The sequence below is a fragment of the Paraburkholderia metrosideri genome, from assembly GCF_904848625.1.
Classification (GTDB): Bacteria; Pseudomonadota; Gammaproteobacteria; order Burkholderiales; family Burkholderiaceae; genus Paraburkholderia; species Paraburkholderia metrosideri.
Genome location: NZ_CAJHCP010000003.1, coordinates 88,973 through 106,707 on the forward strand (window position 1 = coordinate 88,973; position 17,735 = coordinate 106,707).

At 63.3% G+C, this 17,735-nt stretch carries 15 protein-coding genes; 6 read left to right on the forward strand and 9 right to left on the reverse strand.

The window, feature by feature from the left end:
• Positions 1 to 29 precede the first annotated feature (29 nt).
• The 3 genes from LMG28727_RS06290 (at position 30) to LMG28727_RS06300 (ending at position 4,232) form a co-directional block, all read left to right on the forward strand.
• Positions 30 to 1,151, forward strand: a complete 1,122-nt coding sequence (locus tag LMG28727_RS06290) for an extracellular catalytic domain type 1 short-chain-length polyhydroxyalkanoate depolymerase (protein ID WP_201641885.1) — start codon at positions 30 to 32, stop codon at positions 1,149 to 1,151.
• Positions 1,152 to 1,408: 257 nt separating this feature from the next.
• Positions 1,409 to 3,784: an ATP-binding protein gene (locus LMG28727_RS06295; RefSeq protein ID WP_201641460.1), complete on the forward strand. Its 2,376-nt coding sequence runs from the start codon at positions 1,409 to 1,411 to the stop codon at positions 3,782 to 3,784.
• Positions 3,785 to 3,794: 10 nt separating this feature from the next.
• Positions 3,795 to 4,232 (forward strand): response regulator, encoded by a 438-nt coding sequence (locus LMG28727_RS06300; protein WP_201641886.1) that lies wholly within the window; start codon positions 3,795 to 3,797, stop codon positions 4,230 to 4,232.
• Positions 4,233 to 4,351: 119 nt separating this feature from the next.
• Here the strand turns inward: LMG28727_RS06300 and LMG28727_RS06305 are convergent, their stop codons facing one another.
• From LMG28727_RS06305 to LMG28727_RS06320, 4 genes are all read right to left on the reverse strand, one after another.
• Positions 4,352 to 6,043 (reverse strand): sensor histidine kinase, encoded by a 1,692-nt coding sequence (locus LMG28727_RS06305; RefSeq protein ID WP_201641461.1) that lies wholly within the window; start codon positions 6,041 to 6,043, stop codon positions 4,352 to 4,354.
• A gap of 20 nt (positions 6,044 to 6,063) precedes the next feature.
• Entirely contained in the window at positions 6,064 to 6,720 is a 657-nt protein-coding gene (locus LMG28727_RS06310) for a biliverdin-producing heme oxygenase (RefSeq protein WP_236591633.1), read from the reverse strand.
• A 198-nt stretch (positions 6,721 to 6,918) separates the two neighbouring features.
• Positions 6,919 to 7,728, reverse strand: coding sequence for a mechanosensitive ion channel family protein (locus tag LMG28727_RS06315; RefSeq protein WP_201641463.1), 810 nt, complete (start codon positions 7,726 to 7,728; stop codon positions 6,919 to 6,921).
• 245 nt (positions 7,729 to 7,973) lie between these two features.
• Positions 7,974 to 9,680, reverse strand: a complete 1,707-nt coding sequence (locus LMG28727_RS06320; RefSeq protein ID WP_201641464.1) for a putative bifunctional diguanylate cyclase/phosphodiesterase — start codon at positions 9,678 to 9,680, stop codon at positions 7,974 to 7,976.
• Between the two features lie 491 nt (positions 9,681 to 10,171).
• Here LMG28727_RS06320 and LMG28727_RS06325 point away from each other — a divergent pair, with 491 nt between their 5' ends.
• Positions 10,172 to 11,092, forward strand: coding sequence for a LysR family transcriptional regulator (locus tag LMG28727_RS06325; RefSeq protein ID WP_201641465.1), 921 nt, complete (start codon positions 10,172 to 10,174; stop codon positions 11,090 to 11,092).
• Between the two features lie 136 nt (positions 11,093 to 11,228).
• On the opposite strand, the gene LMG28727_RS06330 is transcribed toward LMG28727_RS06325, so the two are convergent.
• The 5 genes from LMG28727_RS06330 to LMG28727_RS06350 all read right to left on the reverse strand — a co-directional run bounded on the left by LMG28727_RS06330 (position 11,229) and on the right by LMG28727_RS06350 (position 15,096).
• On the reverse strand, positions 11,229 to 12,470 hold the full coding sequence (locus tag LMG28727_RS06330) for an NAD(P)/FAD-dependent oxidoreductase (RefSeq protein WP_201641466.1): 1,242 nt from the start codon (positions 12,468 to 12,470) through the stop codon (positions 11,229 to 11,231).
• On the reverse strand, positions 12,467 to 12,634 hold the full coding sequence (locus LMG28727_RS06335; protein ID WP_201641467.1) for a rubredoxin: 168 nt from the start codon (positions 12,632 to 12,634) through the stop codon (positions 12,467 to 12,469). The genes LMG28727_RS06330 and LMG28727_RS06335 overlap by 4 nt, the downstream gene beginning before the upstream one ends.
• Positions 12,635 to 12,661: 27 nt before the next feature.
• Positions 12,662 to 13,732, reverse strand: a complete 1,071-nt coding sequence (locus tag LMG28727_RS06340) for an aromatic ring-hydroxylating oxygenase subunit alpha (RefSeq protein ID WP_201641468.1) — start codon at positions 13,730 to 13,732, stop codon at positions 12,662 to 12,664.
• A 237-nt stretch (positions 13,733 to 13,969) separates the two neighbouring features.
• Positions 13,970 to 14,482, reverse strand: coding sequence for a GAF domain-containing protein (locus LMG28727_RS06345; protein ID WP_201641469.1), 513 nt, complete (start codon positions 14,480 to 14,482; stop codon positions 13,970 to 13,972).
• Between the two features lie 191 nt (positions 14,483 to 14,673).
• Positions 14,674 to 15,096, reverse strand: a complete 423-nt coding sequence (locus tag LMG28727_RS06350; RefSeq protein ID WP_201641470.1) for a TOBE domain-containing protein — start codon at positions 15,094 to 15,096, stop codon at positions 14,674 to 14,676.
• A gap of 275 nt (positions 15,097 to 15,371) precedes the next feature.
• On the opposite strand from LMG28727_RS06350, the gene LMG28727_RS06355 reads away from it, so the two are divergent.
• Both LMG28727_RS06355 and LMG28727_RS06360 read left to right on the forward strand, forming a co-directional pair.
• Positions 15,372 to 17,051 carry an SH3 domain-containing protein gene (locus LMG28727_RS06355; RefSeq protein ID WP_201641471.1) on the forward strand — a complete coding sequence of 560 codons (1,680 nt, stop codon included), beginning with the start codon at positions 15,372 to 15,374 and terminating at the stop codon, positions 17,049 to 17,051.
• A gap of 182 nt (positions 17,052 to 17,233) precedes the next feature.
• Positions 17,234 to 17,701 carry a VOC family protein gene (locus LMG28727_RS06360; RefSeq protein WP_201641472.1) on the forward strand — a complete coding sequence of 156 codons (468 nt, stop codon included), beginning with the start codon at positions 17,234 to 17,236 and terminating at the stop codon, positions 17,699 to 17,701.
• The last annotated feature ends 34 nt before the right edge of the window (positions 17,702 to 17,735 follow it).

The window sequence follows — 17,735 nt, forward strand, 5'->3', positions numbered from 1 at the left end:
CCAACCGGTCAATGCACACCACCATGAATATGGACATGAACAAAGACTTCCTGAAATCGATGAAAGACGCCTTCGAGCTACTGCGCACGAAGGGTCCTCATGAAGCCACTGCCGCTGTTCAGCGAGCGCTCGGCGGCGCTCACGCGCAGCCGCCGGGCCATGCGCCGGCGCAGCAGCCGCCCCGCCCGGCTCAGACACCGTTCACCCCGCCAGGCGCACACAACTGGGCACAAGCGTGGGCCGAATCGCAAGCCCACACGCCTGCCCACCCAAACACGGAAGATCCGTACACCATCGACGCCGACACGCCCGGCACCTTCAGCACGCACACGTTCAGCAACAGCGCGGGCCATCGCCAATACAGGCTATACGTGCCAGCCGGTTACCACGACGAAGCCGTCCCGCTCATCGTGATGCTGCACGGCTGCACGCAAAACGCCGACGACTTCGCGGCCGGCACGCGCATGAACGAACTGGCTGAGCAGCAGGGGTTCATCGTCGTCTATCCGGTGCAGCCGCAATCGGCCAATCCGTCGAAGTGCTGGAACTGGTTCAAGCCGGCGGATCAGCAGCGCGATCACGGCGAACCATCGCTGATCGCGGGCATCACGCGTGAAGTGATGGGGCGCTACCGGATCGATCCGGCGCGCGTGTATGTCGCGGGTCTATCGGCAGGCGGCGCGATGGCGGACATCATGCTGAAGACGTCGCCCGATCTGTACGCAGCGGCCTGTGTGCACTCGGGTCTCGCGTACGGCTGCGCCAAGGACCTGCCCTCTGCGCTCGCCGCGATGAAAGGCGGCAACACCCATCGCACTCGTGCAGGCGGCGCACCCCAGCGTCCGTTGATCGTGTTTCAGGGCGATGCGGACAAGACGGTTCATCCGTCGAATGCTGCGCAGCTTCTTGCCGCGTTCGACGCAGGCGCCGCGAACGTCAATGCACCCCGCGCGGCCATCAGCGGCACGCGTGACGTGACGGTGCAAAAGCTGGTCGCGCCGAACGGCGTCGAAGCGGAATACTGGTCGATCCACCATGCCGGCCACGCGTGGTCCGGCGGCAGTCAGCGCGGTTCATATACGGACCCGGCGGGGCCGGACGCATCGACGGAAATGCTGCGATTTTTTCTGGCGCATCCACGCCGGAACTGACGGCCTCCAATGGCCAACGCACTGGCCATGCAAAGGCCATGCAAAGGCCATGCAAAGGCCAAAGCACAATGGGAGCACAAAGATAAAACGAGGCCAGGCGGGCCGCAATGCAGTAGTGAAAAACAAAAACGCGTTGCGCCCCGCCCGCGTCGCCGCCCGCGAACTGCGCTGCGCACTGCGCGCTGCCCGCCGCCCACTCTGCAAAACGCCGGTCGCCACGCTATGCGAAAATGCAGCGACCTGTTCCTGGAGCAAGCATGGCAGACCTCACATCGTCCGCGTCTTCGGCAGTCGAAGCTGACTGCGCGAGAGAACCCATCCACATTCCAGGCGGCATCCAGCCGCACGGCTTTCTGTTCAGCATCGCCGACACCGGCACGTTGCTGCAGGTCAGCGCGAATCTCGCGGCCTTGACCGGCTCGCCCGCCGAGCTGGCGCTGGGCCAGCCGATCGCACACCTCGTCGGCGACGAATGGGCGGCACGCATTGTCGAGGCGCTGAGCACCCATCACGAAGACGGCATTCCCCTTTATATCGGTTCGATGAACGACCCGCGCGCGAGCGGCGCCGCTGCACACGTCACGCCATTCGCGGTCATCGTGCATCGTCATCAGGGAATCGCGTTCGTCGAACTGGAGCCGGCGCGCGGCACGAACGACGTGTTCGCGTCGATGTACCCGCTGGTGCGCACGTTCATCAACCGCCTGCAAGACATCGATACCGTCGAGGGTCTCGCGCAACTCGCCGCCGACGAAGTGCAGCGCATTTCCGGCTATGGCCGCACGCTGGTCTACAACTTCGACCACACGGGCAGCGGCCACGTGATCGCGGAACACATCGAGCCGGGTTACGCGTCGTACGCTGGCCAGCACTTTCCAGCGTCGGACATCCCCGCGCAAGCACGCGCGCTGTACGTGCGCAACCGCATTCGTCTGATCGCCGATGCCGACTATCAGCCCGCACCGCTGATACCGCCGCAACATCCGTCGACGGGCAAGCCCACCGACCTCACCTACGCGTCGCTGCGCAGCGTGTCGCCAGTCCACGTTCAGTACATGAAGAACATGGGCACGCTGTCGTCGATGTCGATGTCGATCGTGGTGGACGGCAAGTTGTGGGGACTGATTTCCTGTCATCACGACAGCGCCCGCGTGCCGCCGTTCGAAGTACGCACCGCATGCGAACACATCGCGCAAGTGCTCTCGTTGCAGATCGAGGCGAAAGAGGATCACGCGCAGGCCGAGTATCGGCTCGAATTGCGCCGTACGCTCGCCCGACTTCTCGCGACGATGGCCAATAGCGAAAGCTTCACCGACGCGCTCGCCAACGATCCCAAAGAACTGCTCGGATTGACCGCGTCGAACGGTGCGGCCATCGTCTTCGACGGACGCATTCTGCTGGTGGGCACGACACCGCGTGAAGCGGAGGTAGCGAAGCTCGTCGAATGGCTCGACACGCAAGTGGACGAGACCTTCGACACCGACACGCTCGCCACCGCGTGCTCCGTGCTGCCGCCGCATCCCGACTACGCGGGCTTGCTCGCCGTATCGATTTCGAAGCTATTCCGCAACTATGTGCTGTGGTTTCGCGAGGAAGTCGTGCAGACCATCAAATGGGCCGGCGATCCGCGCGTGAAGCTGGCCGGCCTGTCCGATTCGCTGTCGCCGCGCCAGAGCTTCGACGTGTGGACCGATACGGTACGGGGCCGCTCGCTCGCGTGGCGTCCGGCCGAACTCGAAATCGCCGTCGAATTCCGCACGGCGTTGCTCGGCATCGTGTTGCGTCGCGCGGAGGAACTGGCGCAACTGGCGCTCGAACTCGGTCGCGCGAACAAGGAACTGGAGGGCTTTTCGTACACCGTGTCGCACGATCTGCGAGCGCCCTTGCGGCATATCGTCGGATTCGCCGACCTGCTGCGCGAAATGGAAAGCGAGCGTCTGAGCGAGCGCGGCAGTCATTTCGTCGAGCGAATCATTTCGTCGGCGCGCTTTGGCGGCAAGCTCGTCGACGACCTGCTCGCGTTCTCGCAGATGGGCCGCGCCGCGTTGCGCCCGCAGTCGGTCGATCTGAAAGCCATGGCCGAAGCGCTCGTCGCCGACGAGGTCAAGGACGCCCCCTCGCGCACGATCACGTGCCATATCGGCGATCTCGGCCACGTCAACGCGGACGCGGTATTAATGCACGTGGTACTCCGAAATCTGATCGAGAACGCCGTAAAATTCACGTCGACTCGCGAGCATGCGGTCATTGAAATCGGGCGCGACGCTCAGCAACGCGATCTTCCCGCTCAGCACGTATTTTTCGTCAAAGATAACGGCGTCGGTTTCGACATGCGGTATGTCGATAAACTGTTCGGCGTGTTTCAGCGGCTGCATCGCGTGGAAGAATTCGAAGGCACGGGCATTGGACTTGCTGGCGTCAAACGGATCATTGAACGGCATGGCGGTAAAACCTGGGCAGTCGGTGAAATGGGCCACGGTACAACGGTATATTTTTCTGTTCCGCACGTGTTCGTGGCCGACCCGAACCAGGGTGACGAATCCCCCGCCGCCGCCGTGGCACGCTTGACGGCGTTGTCGCCGGACAAGCGTTTCCGCCCGGTGCCGAAGGAATCAAAAGATGAATCGAAATGAAGGAAACAACGTGTTAAGACCGATCCTGCTGGTGGAAGACAATCCGAACGACGTCGAGCTTACGCTGATCGCGCTGGAAAAAACGCGCCTCGCGAATCCGGTGGTGTCGTTGCGCGACGGCGAAGAAGCGCTTCAATATCTGCGCCGCGAAGGACAGTGGGCGGATCGGGCGGACGAAAATCCGGCGGTGATTCTGCTCGACAAGAAGCTGCCGAAAATCGACGGTCACGAAGTGCTGAAAGCAGTGCGCGGCAATGAGAGCCTCAAGCGTATTCCGGTGGTCATGCTGACTTCGTCGCGCGAGGAAAGCGACTTGCTGCGCAGCTACGATCTCGGCGTGAATGCGTATGTGGTGAAGCCGGTAGCGTTCGACGACTTCATGGCCGCCATCAACGATCTCGGCATGTTCTGGGCGGTGTTGAACGAACCGCCGCCGTATCCACGCTGATTCGATCGGGCGGGCGGTGTGCCCAACATCGGGACGCGTGACCGCACTGCATCCTGATGCGGGCCAGGGAAAGGTAGAGAAGCCGTTAGAAAAGCCGCAATGGCTGCATCAACGCTGCATCAACGATATACCGGCAGCGTCACGCGAAACGTCGACCCCTGCCCCAAGCCAGGGCTCTCCGCGCAAATCGTGCCACGGTGCAGATCCAGCAGATTCTTCACGAGCCACAGCCCTAATCCCAAGCCGGCAACACGCCCGGAACCGTTCGCGCTGAACTGTTGAAAGCGCTCGAAAATCCGCTCCAGCGAATCACGGCCGAGCCCCCCGCCCGTATCGCGCACCGCCAGTTCGACGCGCTCGCTATCCACTCGCACCGATAGTTCAACCGTGCCCTGCGCGCTGAACTTCACCGCGTTGGACACCAGATTCCAGACCACCTGTTTCATCCGGTTTTCGTCGGCGAGCACCATCACGGACGCGAGGTCGTCGGCGATCAACGTCAGGCCCTTCGCTTCGGCATGCATGCGCATGTCTTCGGCGACGATCCCGGCGAGCGCACCGAGATCGACCGGTTGCAGAGTGACCGAGAGCTTGCCGGTCACGATCGCGCCACTGTCGAGCAAATCGTCGACCATATGCGAAAGCTGCCGCGCGTTGCGGCTGATCACGCCGGTAGCGCGCGTCACATGTGACGGATCGGCCGAACGTTGCAGCAGATCGGTCCACGACATGATGGCCGACAACGGCGAGCGCAATTCGTGACTGACTGTCGTGACGAAATGATCCATTGCCATCGCGAGCCGTTCGCTGTGTTCGCGCGCCCGCTTCTCACTCGCGGCGATTTCGCGCTGCTCCAGTTCCGCTTCCTTGCGCGACGTGATGTCGAGCGTGAAGCCGATCACCGAACTCAAGGTCCCATCCGGCAGAAAACGGCCTACGCCACGCACCAGAATCCAGCGAATCGCTCCGCTTGCCCAGCCTATCCGGTAATCGACTTCGAAATGTTCATGCGCGGCCAGGGCCTGATTCATCGCATCGCGCAATCGGTCACGGTCGTCCGGATGCACGATCTGCTCGAACAGGCGCTGTTCGGAGAGAACCGACGTCGGACCCAGCCCGAGATTGGTCTTGCATTGATCGGTACATTCGATCACACCCGTGGCCGGTTCGAGCTCCCACGCACCCAGTTGCGAAAATGCCATGGCCAGCTGGAAGCGCTCCTGATGCTCGCGCAATTGCGCGCGGGCTTCATCGGCGAGAAGCAGGCGCAATTGCGCCTGCGAACGCAGCTTCGCGCGTTCCCGCTGATCCCGTTCGTAGTCGGAGATCTGCGCGGTGACTTCGCTGACACGCAGCACGAAATGACCGTTTCGCGCACCCTGTTGTTGCCCCGGCGGGGCGGCGAGCACGCTCACCTTGATCTTCCAGTAGCGCGGCACCCTCCGCGCCGGGTCTGCCGGGTCTGCTGGGTATGCTGCCTCGTCGGTTGCGCTGTCACGGTATGCGGGCATCTCGTAGCGAAACAACGGCGACCATTTCGGTTGATCCGTCGACACGTCGCGCAGTGCGCCCGTGAGCCACGCGCGACGCGCGTCGCGCTGTTCGGCCGAACCGAACTGATTGGTATCGAGAATCGACTGACCCTGCAGGTCGCTCAGCGACTGTCCAGTCAGGTCGAGATAACGCGCGTTGGCGAGCACGATCTCGTAGCGCTCATTCAGGACCACGTAGGCTTCGGGCAGCAGATCGAAAGCCGCGGCGGCGTCAACCGGATAAGCGGCTGCGGGGGGATTCGGGTGGAAGCTGTCCATGAGCGAGATCCGCGCGCGCTTCAAACGATGCTTGCGCAGTCAGCCCCGGCGGGACGCTGCGCAAGTTCGATCAGACGGTCGAATGCTTCGGCCGCGCCGCGGCATGCTTCGGCTATCGTAATGGGCGTGTTCACTTCTGCGGCCATAGCATGAATGAAGGCTCGCCAGCGTGGACCGAGCGTATCGCGGCCCGCGTCGAGATAGGCAAGCGGATGCGGCGCCAGTTGCTGTTTCAGCCGCGCATACAGCACCGCGCCGCCCAACTGCGAACCTTCGATCACATAGCAGACGCCCCACCGGTAAGCAGCGCTCTGCGCACCGCGCCAGGGACGCACACGATCCGGTAACGCCATAACAGCGGCATCTTGCGGACGCACCGATTCGTGTGCGAGATCGGCGTCGATCAACGCTAGACGCTGTATGCGTGGCGGCAGCGCCGGAGATTGCGGACCATCGTTAAAGATCTGAAGCCACGCTTCCAGCGGTTCGAGCCAGTCACGCAGGATGGCCAGATGGCTGACATAGTCGCGCAGCGCGACGCTATCCACCGACAGCGGCATGATCTCGTGCAGCAATTCATGGCGCTCGGCCGTGGCATCGCGCAACGCAACCAGCACGCCCGGCGTGCCGGGTTTTTCGCCCGATGAGTGGCCGGCGGATTCAGATGTGTCGATCAAGTGCGTCCGGTTCAACATGAATAAGCAGAGTGCGATTATAGAGGGGCCTTTTTATCGACGCGAGACGCGTCTGACACAAAGGGCGGCGCGCGTACGGGGCTCAATGACGGGCTCACATTGTCCGTTGATTGCCACGCTCCCGACGAGTCGCCGTTGCGTGGCGGGACGAGTACGCGAGTACATGAGCCAGCGAAGAGATCAGGCCGCGACCGGACATCCGGCTTGTTCAAGCGCCGCCTGCGCATGCTCGTGCAGATCGTCACTGGTGAGCGACGCGTCCGGCGTGCGCACCCACGCGGCGATACGCAATTTCGCGCCGCCGTCGTCGGGATAGCCGGCGACCGTGACGAGCGGCGCGAGGGTCGAACCGCTCAGCACGCGCGGTTCGTCAGCGACCAGCTTTTTCAACTCGCCGATCGCTGCATCAACGTCCTTGCGTTGCGCAAGTTCTACTTCGACCTCGATACGCTGCGTGCCACCACTGCTGTAGTTGATCACCGGATTACTCCAGATCTGACTGTTCGGCACGAACACCGCGTTGCCGTCGCCGCGCTCGATGCGCGTGGTGAACAGCCCCACTTCGCGCACGATACCGGCCGCCGCCCCGCTGCCTTCGATCACGTCGCCGACGCGAAACGGCCGCAGCAGCAATAACATCATGCCGGCAGCGATATTCTGCAAGGTGCCTTGCAATGCGAGGCCGATCGCAAGACCGGCGGCGCCGAGTACGGCGAGTACGCTCGCGGTCGCGATGCCGACTTCACCGAGCGCGGCGATAAACACCAGCACGCGCACCGCCCAGGTGCTCATGGCGGCCAGCATCGGTGCAAGTGTCGGATCGGCATGGGTGCGCGCGAGTGCCCTCGCAAACAGCGCACCTACCCGGTTGGACAGCCACCAGCCGATCACGAGAATCAGCAGGGCCAAGACGATATGAAGGGCGTCGTGCGTCATCGTGACGAGCACCGACGGCTGGAAATGCAATAAGCGGCCAAGGAGATCGTTCATCGCGAGCCTTCGTTCCGTTGCGGTATGAGTTCCATGAAAGGACGAAGCAGCAGGATATGTTCCTGACGTTCTTCCATCGGACATACGAGGCATAGCGCTTGCGTGCTCAACGCGCCACGCCTGTTGCGTGTGTCATTTCTACTTACGCACTGCAACGAGCGGAAAAAAAGCGCAAAGCCACCACGCCGTTTAATATGAATCGCTCACCACCTCAGCGGGTACACGCCGATGCATTGCCCGATATATCAAACGGTACCCAGCGGCTTTAACACATTGCGCAGTGCGGTGATCGTGATGGGACGCGAAAACCAGAACCCCTGTGCTTCATCGCAGCCCAACGCTTCCAGTTGCGCGGCCTGTTCTGCGGTCTCGACACCTTCGGCCGTCACGCGCAATTTGAGCGCATGCGCCATCGCGATGATCGCGCCAACCAGCGCCGCGCTTTGCGGATCGGTCGTCATGCCGGTCACAAACGAACGGTCGATTTTCAACCGGTTCAATGGAAAGCGCGTCAAATAGGCAAGGCTCGAATAACCGGTGCCGAAATCGTCGACGGCGACTTCCACGCCTAATTCGCGCAGCGCATGCAGCGTTTGCAATGCCTGCTCGGTATCCCCCAGCAACGCGCCCTCGGTGATTTCGACTTCGAGATAGCAGGGATCGAGCGCGGCGTCTTCCAGCGCTTCGCGGATCGTCTCGAACAGATTGTGGCGCTGGAACTGCTGAGGCGACACGTTCACCGCGATACGCGGCAACGTGCCCGTCTGGCGCAGCAATTTGCCGGCGTCGCGACACGCGGTGCGGATCACCCATTCACCGATCTGCTCGATCAGGCCCGACTCTTCCGCCACCGGCACGAACTCGACCGGGCTGATCAAACCGCGCTGCGGATGATTCCAGCGCAGCAGCGTTTCAACCTGCGCGATGCAGCCCGTTGCGAGCGTCACCTGCGGCTGATACACGAGATGCAGTTGCTGCTTCTCGAGCGCTTCGCGCAACATCGTTTCCAGTTCGAAGCGGCGCGCGGCCTGACCTTCGAGCGCGGTGGAAAACCGCCGCACCGCATTGCCATTGATCGCCGATGCAGCCGACAACGCCACGCCCGCGCGACGCATCAGCGTGGGTGCGTCGGCACCGTCGGCGGGATACGCGACGATGCCGATGCTCGCGGTAATGTTGAGCGGCGTGCCGCCATAATCGATCGATTCGGCAATGCGGCCCAATGCCTCGTCCGCGAAAGCGTCGGCGTGCGGGCCGCATTCGTTGATCAGCAACGCGAACTGCGTGCCGCCGATCGACGCAATCGTGCCGTCGTGGGGAAAGAGTCCGCGCAGCCGTTCGCCGACGATCTGCAACACGAGTTCGGCTGCATGCAGCCCGAGCGCATCGCGCAGCTTGCGCAGATGATCGAGCTCCGCGACCAGCACCGTAAAGCCGTTACCGCTGCGCTGGCAACGCGCGATCATCAGTTCGAGACGTTCGGTGAACAGCGTCTGGTTCGGTAGACGCGTCACGCCGTCATGATGAGCCACGTACCAGAGGCGCGCTTCGGATTGCGCGTAACGCGTCATGTCGAGCACGATGCCGACATAGCGTTCTGGCCGCGCGCCCGCCGCACACGCGTGCGCGTGGTCAGCGACAGGCGCCAGCGCGAGTACCACGCGAATCGGCGGGCTGTTGCGCCGCATATAGGTCCATTCGCCTTCGTAGCGCGAATAGATCGCCGCCAGCGACGGCAATTCCGCGCGGCGCCTCGCGAGTTCAGCGGGGTCGTGCAGCGATTCGAACGTACGCCGCCCCACCAGCTCCTCGGCCGTCAGCCCCGTCAGCTTTTCGAAAGCGGCGTTGACGGTTTCGAAGGTGCCGTCCGCAGTGCAGATGAACATGCCGTAGGGCGCTGCGGCCAGCGCGGCAGCGCGCTTTTGCAGTTCGGCGTATTGAAGGTCTTGCATCGCGACAGCCTTTTGATTTTCCTGAGTTTTGTGGAAGCGATTGTGCGTTGTCTCGACGCTTGAGGCGCAAGCGCTCAGTTGCCAGGAGTCTCCGGTCCGATATCCGTGGCGACGCGCCAAAACGATCCTTATCGTTCATATGATAGCGGCTTTCAAGCCCCATTCGCCCCACCTGGACGGCACCTTCGTCGCGCCGATCGCTTTCCCTGCTGCGTGTGCCGATTCTCCATGCGGGCATTTATCCGGTCGCATGCGCATAACGTGCGCACTATGCCTGGCATATTCCACGCGTAATAAGTCAGCCCGTACGGGCCTTGAACGCCGGTTTGACACTGACTTGACCAGTGATCGCGGCCGCTTCACCGGGGCACGCCGGATTGACGACCGTTATATCCGTGAATATATTTCGAGCACGTTTCCACTGCAGTTTCTTCGATAAAATAAGCGCCGTTCCGACAGGTGGATCCGCGCGGTACAGAGTCCCGCATTTCATGTCCAGGGAAGTCATCGACTCGCACCTTCTGAAGGTGCTGCACACGCTGCTGACCGAATCGAGCGTCTCGCGCACCGCCACCTTGCTCGGACAATCGCAGCCCACGGTCAGCGTCGCGTTGCGCCGGCTTCGGGACCTCACGGGCGATCCGCTGCTGGTGCGCAGCGGCAGCCGGATGGTGCTGACCGCGCATGCACTCACGTTGATCGAGCCTGCCGCGCAGGCATTAAATAGTATCGACGCGATCCTGCATCCCACTGCATCGTTCAATCCGGCCACCACCCGCCAGACGTTCCGGATCGGCTCTCCCGACTATCTCGACGCGTTCTTCGTGCCCGCCGTCGTCGATGCGTTTCATCGCGAAGCACCGCACGCCAAGCTGGAATTCCGTCATCTGATGATGGTTGACGGCGGCTACGAACATGGGCTGGAGAGTGGCTTTCTCGATCTGGTGATCGGCAACTGGAGCACGCCGCCGGAGCATCTGCATTTACAGCCGTTATGCAAGGACGAGCTGGTCTGCGTGATGCGCAATGGTCATCCGGTCAAACCGGGGCGGCTCAGCAAACCCGTGTATGAAGAGGCCGATCATCTCGCGGTGATGACCTGCAACACGACGGCGTGGGGCACCGTCGATGTCGAACTCGCGCGCAACAGCCTGTCGCGTACGGTGACGACCACGCTGCCTTACTTCGGCATGGCGCCCTATGTGCTGGCGCGCTCCGATCTGCTGTTCACGACCACGCGCGCGTTGGCCACGCATTACACGAAGCTGTTGCCGCTGCGTATCGAGCCGGTTCCCGGCGAACCGCGCGCGCTCACCTACTACCAGCTGTGGCACGACCGCACCCATCGCAGCGTGGCGGCGATCTGGCTGCGTCGACTGATTGCGAGTATCGCCAAAGATCTGGCATCCTGATCGACGTTGTCGATGCCGATAAAAAAAGCCGCAAGCAGAGCTTGCGGCGTGAAACGCAATCATCGGATTCCTTCGAGGTGACAGGCCCTCTCAGACATCAAACGATCACACGGTGAGGTCGGTCAGACGGAAGTTGTTATGGTGCTGTTGCTGATGGCGGGCTCGTTTCGTTTGCGCTCATCGCTTTGACGAGAGCGGCCTTGCCCTCGATGGCCGCGCCGAGTAACGCGAAGCCCACCGGACGTTCGCTTGCAGCATCGCGGCAAACGGCGCGCGCCGCGTGCACCGCGATAGCGTCGCCCGCCTGGTTGCTTGCGTGTTCACCCGCGCGTTCACCCGCTTCAATCGTCCATGCGCCTTCACTCGCTGGCGAGACGACCACCGCCGGACTCGCGGGCGTCTTCACCGTCACCGGCATCACGGGGAAAGCGACCCGCGTGGGTTCGCCAGCGAGAGTACGCGCCAGCGCACGGGCTGCATGCATGATCGGCAACACGTACGGCTGCACTTTGCCGTCGATCGCCGCGCAATCACCGAGCGCGTAAATATCCGGCTCGCTGGTACGGCACCACGCGTCGGTGCGAATGCCCTGCTCGATGTGCAGACCGGCCGCCGCAGCCAGCGACGTGCGCGGCGCCAGCCCGATCGCGGACACCACCAGATCGGCATCGATCGGCTCAGCGTCGGCGAAACTCAACCGGTAGCCGTCCGACAAGCGGTCGATCCGCTGCACGCTGCGTCCTGCGTGAAAGCGAATGCCGCCGTGACCGAGCGCGCGCGCGAAGATTTCGCCCATCTGCTGCGGCAGCAGACGCACTAGCGGGGTGGCCGCAGGATCGATCAGATGCACCGCGTAACCGGCGGCCGCCAGATCGTTGGCGAACTCGCAGCCGATCAGCCCCGCCCCCAGAATCGCCACCGAACGGCAACCCGTGAGCGCCAGCCTGAAGCGCGCGTAGTCGTCGAGGTCGTTAATCGACAGCACGTCGGCCGCGCCGTCGCCCGGTACCTGCAAGCGGCGCGGGTCCGCGCCCGTTGCGAGCACCAGCTTGCTATAGCCGAGCAACGCATGGTCCACGACCAGCACATGCTGGTCCGGCACGATTCGCTCGACGTTCTGACCCACGCGTATCCATGCGCCGAGTTGCGAGGCCATCGCCATCGCGTCGAAAGTGGCCAGCGTGTGCGGCTCTTTCTTCATGGCGAGCGCATTCGATAACATCGGCTTCGAATAAAAACTGCCGTTGTCGCGGCTGATCATCACGATGGGCACCTGGCTGTCGAGCTTGCGCAGTTCGCGCGCGACGGTATAGCCCGCCATGCCGGTGCCGACGATTACGACCGGCTGCGCGCTGTTCTCCTGCTGGGCGGCCGTCATGCGATCACCTGCATATCGAAGTCATGTTTGCCGGTCGCGCAGTCCGGGCACAGCCAGTCGTCCGGAACATCGTCCCAGCGCGTGCCCGGCGCGATGCCCGCTTCGGGCAGACCCAATGCTTCGTCATAGCGAAAGCCGCAGATCACACATTCCCATACTCTCATCGCATCTCTCCAGAATGGCCGCGCGGGTTAGCGCACATACGCCTGGCCGAGTCCGATTTCGGCCAGCGCGCGCCGATAGGCGCCCGACGAACGATCCGCGAGAATCGGCGCTTCCGCCGTGCGGTCGATCGGCAAGTCTTCGGGACGCTGCTGCTCGACGATCGCGCGATCTTCCTCGAATACCTGGCGGTTGAATGCGTACACGTCGTCAAGCGGGAGATCCTTGTCGAAGTTACGCACGATCGGCACGAACAGACGCGTCTTGCGCGCGGACACCGGGCTCGCGGCGTTGAGAATCGACAGACGGCCATGGTCGGGAAACTGCACGGTCAGACGCGCAAAGAACGGCACGTCCACCTCGAAATTGCGGCGCCACAAATAGCCCTCGGGCGCGCGATGCTGCATCGACTTCGGGAAGTTGCTGACCGTGCTCACATACTCCGCGCGCATGCCGCGGTCGCGCCGCTCGACCGAATATTGCGGGACCACCGGGTTGTGCCGGTCCGCGAAACTGTCGTGGTGAATCCACGCGAAATGCGCGACGTCGATGAACCCTTCGGTCTGACGTCCGGCCGATGCGTTGATATCGATCGACGGCGGCAGGATCTGCTGGAACTCGGGGTCGTCCCAGTGAGAAAAGCTGGGCAACGCTTCGGTGCCGCCGCCGAGCGAAACCCACACGAGCCCGTAGGCTTCCTGCGTCGCGTAAGTGACGAGATGCAGGCGCGCGGGGATCGGGCCGCCCGTTTGCGACGGAATGTGTTTGCACTTGCCGTCGTTGCCGTAGGCCAGCCCGTGATACGGACACACGATATTGCCCTGCTCGACCCACCCCTGACTCAGCGGCGCGCCGCGATGCGGACAGATGTCGCGCGCGCTCACCAGTTGACCGTTCGAGCGGAAGACGACGAGCGGCTCATCGAGCAGTGTCACGCTGATGGGTCGATCGGCGACGTCGGCGGCAAACGCGACCGGATGCCAGTAGCGGCTGAGAATCTCCCAGTCGTGGCTTTCGAACGTGCAATGGCGGGGTAATGCGGGGGAGCGTTGAAAAGTCAGCGGCGCGGTGGCGGTGGCGGATGCCGTGGCGGAACTCATGCGTGTCTCCAGAACCTGTGGGTTGGTCGCGCTCATGGGGTGGGCCGAGCGCGTGGAGAAACGATAACGGGATGAGGTCCGCCGACCCATCCCCTGAACTGCATCTAGTCTATGTACGAACGCGCATGGGGCGCGTGGCTGGCGCATGGCCGGTGCGTTGCCATGCGCTGCAGGCGTTGCCCGGGGGCTCGACGGGAACGCCCTTCAGGACGCCCCTATGACGCTCCGATGAAGCCGTTACGCCGCCGACGCACCGCGCGGCAACGCCGCTTCGATGAACACCGCGCACAGCGCTTGCATGCCCTTCGCGTCTTCGTCGTCGAATCGTGCGACGACCGGGCTGTCCACGTCCCATACGCCGATCAGCGTGCCGTCCGGCGCGACGAGCGGCACGACGATTTCGGATTGCGATGCGGAATCGCACGCGATATGGCCCGGAAACTCGTGCACGTCACGGACGACCTGGGTCTGCCGGGTTTGCGCGGCGGTACCGCACACACCCTTGCCGAGCGGGATACGCACACAAGCGGGCTTGCCCTGAAACGGGCCGACGACCAGTTCGCGGCCATCGTGGAAATAAAAACCGGCCCAGTTCAGCTCGCTCAGCGAATGGAACACGAACGCGGAGAAGTTCGCGGCGTTGGCGATCCAGTCGGTTTCGCCGGCAAGCAGCGAGCGCGCCTGAGCGACCAGTTCTTCGTAGTGCGCGGCTTTGGGCAGAGGCGATGCGGAGGAGGAAACTTCGAACATGACGGTGTCCGTGATGAAAGCGGAAAGAGGAACAGCGAGGCTGTGCAGTTTAAAGCAAGCGACGGTTTCGTTCATCAGATCGAAACCGCGCATGCTGCCCTCATTTCTGCGGCAGACGTCAGTTGCGCCTGCGTTGCCTGAGCGCCGTCAGCGCTGCAACGGATTGCACCGCCGCTGCGGCCCCTGCCAACTCAGTCGACCCCGATGATCACGCTCGACGCCTTGAAAATCGCCGTCGCAGGCTTGCCGTTCGCCAGTCCCAGGCGCTCAACGCTCTCGTTTGTGATGATCGCCGCGATCTGGGCGGCGCCTGCGCCGATCGTCACCTCGGCATTCACCGCACCCTTGGTGACCGCCGACACCGTCCCGGCAATGCAATTGCGCGCCGATACCTGATGCGCCGCCACATCGACCATCACGATGACCGACGACGCCTTGACCAGCGCAAAGGCTTTCTTGCCCGCCGCGAGTCCGAGCGACGTCGCGCTGCCGTGCGTAATGATCGCGACGATCTCGAGGCCGTCCTGAGTGCGTAGCGTGACTTCGTCGTTCACGGCGCCGTGTTTGACTTCGGTGACTTCGCCGACGAATTGATTGCGGGCGCTGGTTTGCATGGTGTGCTCTCCTGGTTGATTCCGGTTGAACTGGCTGGGGCACGGGCGAGCCGCGGTCAGCCGTTGAGATGTGAGGCGGCCGTAGTTAGTCACAAGCGCGTCCGCCAGTGTCTGACGTACCGCGTGTCGCAACCGCGCTGAAAAATCGGACAACCCCGAATGAAACCACATAAACGTTGTAGCGATATGCTCATAGCGCGGCGTCCGTACAACACATGGCCGGCTCGCTGGACCGTATCATCGTGCCTCCTGACCCATCCACTGCGTCGAACCTCATGCCCGTTGCCGCCCTGTCCCGCCGCGTTGCCACATCTTTCGCGGTGTCTGTGTCGTCCGTGTCAGCCGCTGTGTCGTGGCCGAACCTCTGCCGCGCCGCCGCGCTGTGCGCCGCGATCGCGACACTCTCCGCGTGCGGCAACCCGGCGCCGGCTCGCGACGCGCACGTAGCGCCCGACACCGTCACGCTATTTCCGATCGCGGCTTACGACCAGAACGTCGATCACTGGCTCGATCCCGACAGCCCGGACTACGACCGCCCCTTCCTGAGTCCCGCAGACCAGCAGGCGCACTTCAGCGCGCTCTACGCACGCTATTTCGGCACCGGCACGAACGCGCCGTCGCCGTGGAATGCCGCCTATGTGACGATGCGCGTCTATCGTCAGCAGGGCGCGGATATTGCCGCGTTGCAGCAGCGGCGCCTCGACCGTTTCGACAACGCCGGCAAAAGCGGCGCTGCCGTGGGCTACGGCGAAAATTTCCGTGCGCATGACAAAGCGTGGATCGACGCCATCGCGCAAAACATGAATGTCGGACAGTTCACGCAGAACACGCTTTACCAGCCCGAACGGCGCGCCGTCGCGGCCAGCAATCTGATGGTGCGTGAACTGCCGACCACCGACCCAGCGTTCTACGACCACCACCTGGCCGGCGAAGGCTACCCGTTCGACAATCTGCAGATTTCGGCCGTGCGGCCCGGCACGCCGTTGTATGTACTGGGCAGCAGCACCGACGGCGCGTGGTTTTACGTGCAGACGCCCGATGTGCAGGGCTGGGTACGCAGCGACGGCGTCGCAATGGCGGACGAGCGCTTCATCGACACATGGCGTGCGGCGACAGCCCGCTCGCTCGGTGCCGTCACGGTCGCGTCGGCGCCGGTGCGCGACAGCCACGGCGTGTTCCGCTTCGACGCCCCCGCCGGGACCCTGTTGCCGCTGTCTGCCGCCCGCAGCGACACGCAGCCGCGCGTGGCTAACGCCCCCGCCAACCCAGGCACCCGCGCGTCAGCCGACAACCCCGCCAGCAACGCCGACCTCCGTGCCGCGCGCACCGTTCTCATTCCCGCTCGCGATGTCGACGGCCATGCGCTCCTCCGCACCGCGACGCTGAACGACACGCAGATCGCGCCGCTGCCGCTCGCCGCCACGCCGCGCCATCTGGCCATGCTGATGAAGGCGCTGATCGGCCGTCCGTATGGCTGGGGCAATAGCGGCCTCTACAACGATTGTTCGTCGGAACTGCAAAGCATCTTCGCCGTATTCGGCGTGTGGCTGCCGCGTCATTCGTCGACCCAGATGAACGCCGGCAGCATGACCGATCTCTCTGCGTCGACGCCCGCCCAACGGCTCGACTATCTGGCCCGGCACGGCGTGCCGCTGCGCACGCTGATCTACATCGGCGGCCATGTGATGCTGTATATCGGCAACACGACGCGTAACGGCGTCGCGGTTCCCGTCGTCTATCAGGATGTGTGGGGCTTGCGGCCGGCCGATAACAGCCGGCGCGCGGTGATCGGCGGCTCGGTGATCCTGCCGCTTTTCGAACACATTCCCGAAGACGCCACGCTGCAGTCGCTGGCGGCTACGCCGACCTTCCAGATCAGCATCCTCGGCACGCCGGACGGCGCGCCGACGCCGCCCGCCGCCGCGCCATCCGATGAGGACAATCCGGCGGGTTGAAGCTGGCCGGCCCGTGCGGCGAAGACGAATCGCTGGCCGAAAATATTTTTTCCGGAGTGTCGATTCAACGGTCATGGGGTCGTCGTAATGTGGAAGGCCTGGTTCGACTGGCCGGTTTTGGCTTACCAGGTTCCCGCAGCCGGCCTTTCAACTTACGAATCTGCTACCAAGGAGTCGCCGTCATGACCAGCCCCGCTGTCAAACCGATCCCGGACGGGATGCATTCGCTCACACCGTATCTGATCTGCGCCAACGCGGCGGAGGCCATCGCGTTCTACACGAAAGCCTTCAACGCCGTCGAACAGTTCCGTCTGCCCGGTCCGGATGGCAAGGTCATGCACGCGTGCCTGAAAATCGGCGACTCGATGCTGATGCTGACCGACGAATGGCCGGAGCATCAGATGGCCGGGCCGAATACGCTGAACGGCACGCCGGTCACCATCCACCACTATGTGCAAGACGTCGATGCGAGTTTCAAACAGGCCGTCGAGGCGGGCGCAACCGTCACGCTGCCCGTCACCGACATGTTCTGGGGCGACCGCTACGGACAGCTGAAAGATCCGTTCGGCCATCGCTGGTCGCTTGCCACGCACACGCGCGATATGAGTGCGGACGACATCCAGCAGGCGATGGCTTCGGCGATGAAATAACACGCGCCCCCGGCGCCCATGCGCCGGTTGGCAG

Excerpts from the sequence above, each read along its gene's own strand:
- LMG28727_RS06340 (WP_201641468.1), bottom strand. The coding sequence starts at position 13,732 with ATGAGTTCCGCCACGGCATCCGCCACCGCCACCGCGCCGCTGACTTTT.
- LMG28727_RS06315 (WP_201641463.1), bottom strand. The coding sequence starts at position 7,728 with ATGAACGATCTCCTTGGCCGCTTATTGCATTTCCAGCCGTCGGTGCTC.
- LMG28727_RS06355 (WP_201641471.1), top strand. The coding sequence starts at position 15,372 with ATGCCCGTTGCCGCCCTGTCCCGCCGCGTTGCCACATCTTTCGCGGTG.
- LMG28727_RS06330 (WP_201641466.1), bottom strand. The coding sequence starts at position 12,470 with ATGACGGCCGCCCAGCAGGAGAACAGCGCGCAGCCGGTCGTAATCGTC.
- LMG28727_RS06360 (WP_201641472.1), top strand. The coding sequence starts at position 17,234 with ATGACCAGCCCCGCTGTCAAACCGATCCCGGACGGGATGCATTCGCTC.
- LMG28727_RS06350 (WP_201641470.1), bottom strand. The coding sequence starts at position 15,096 with ATGCAAACCAGCGCCCGCAATCAATTCGTCGGCGAAGTCACCGAAGTC.
- LMG28727_RS06345 (WP_201641469.1), bottom strand. The coding sequence starts at position 14,482 with ATGTTCGAAGTTTCCTCCTCCGCATCGCCTCTGCCCAAAGCCGCGCAC.
- LMG28727_RS06335 (WP_201641467.1), bottom strand. The coding sequence starts at position 12,634 with ATGAGAGTATGGGAATGTGTGATCTGCGGCTTTCGCTATGACGAAGCA.
- LMG28727_RS06320 (WP_201641464.1), bottom strand. The coding sequence starts at position 9,680 with ATGCAAGACCTTCAATACGCCGAACTGCAAAAGCGCGCTGCCGCGCTG.
- LMG28727_RS06290 (WP_201641885.1), top strand. The coding sequence starts at position 30 with ATGGACATGAACAAAGACTTCCTGAAATCGATGAAAGACGCCTTCGAG.
- LMG28727_RS06325 (WP_201641465.1), top strand. The coding sequence starts at position 10,172 with ATGTCCAGGGAAGTCATCGACTCGCACCTTCTGAAGGTGCTGCACACG.
- LMG28727_RS06295 (WP_201641460.1), top strand. The coding sequence starts at position 1,409 with ATGGCAGACCTCACATCGTCCGCGTCTTCGGCAGTCGAAGCTGACTGC.
- LMG28727_RS06305 (WP_201641461.1), bottom strand. The coding sequence starts at position 6,043 with ATGGACAGCTTCCACCCGAATCCCCCCGCAGCCGCTTATCCGGTTGAC.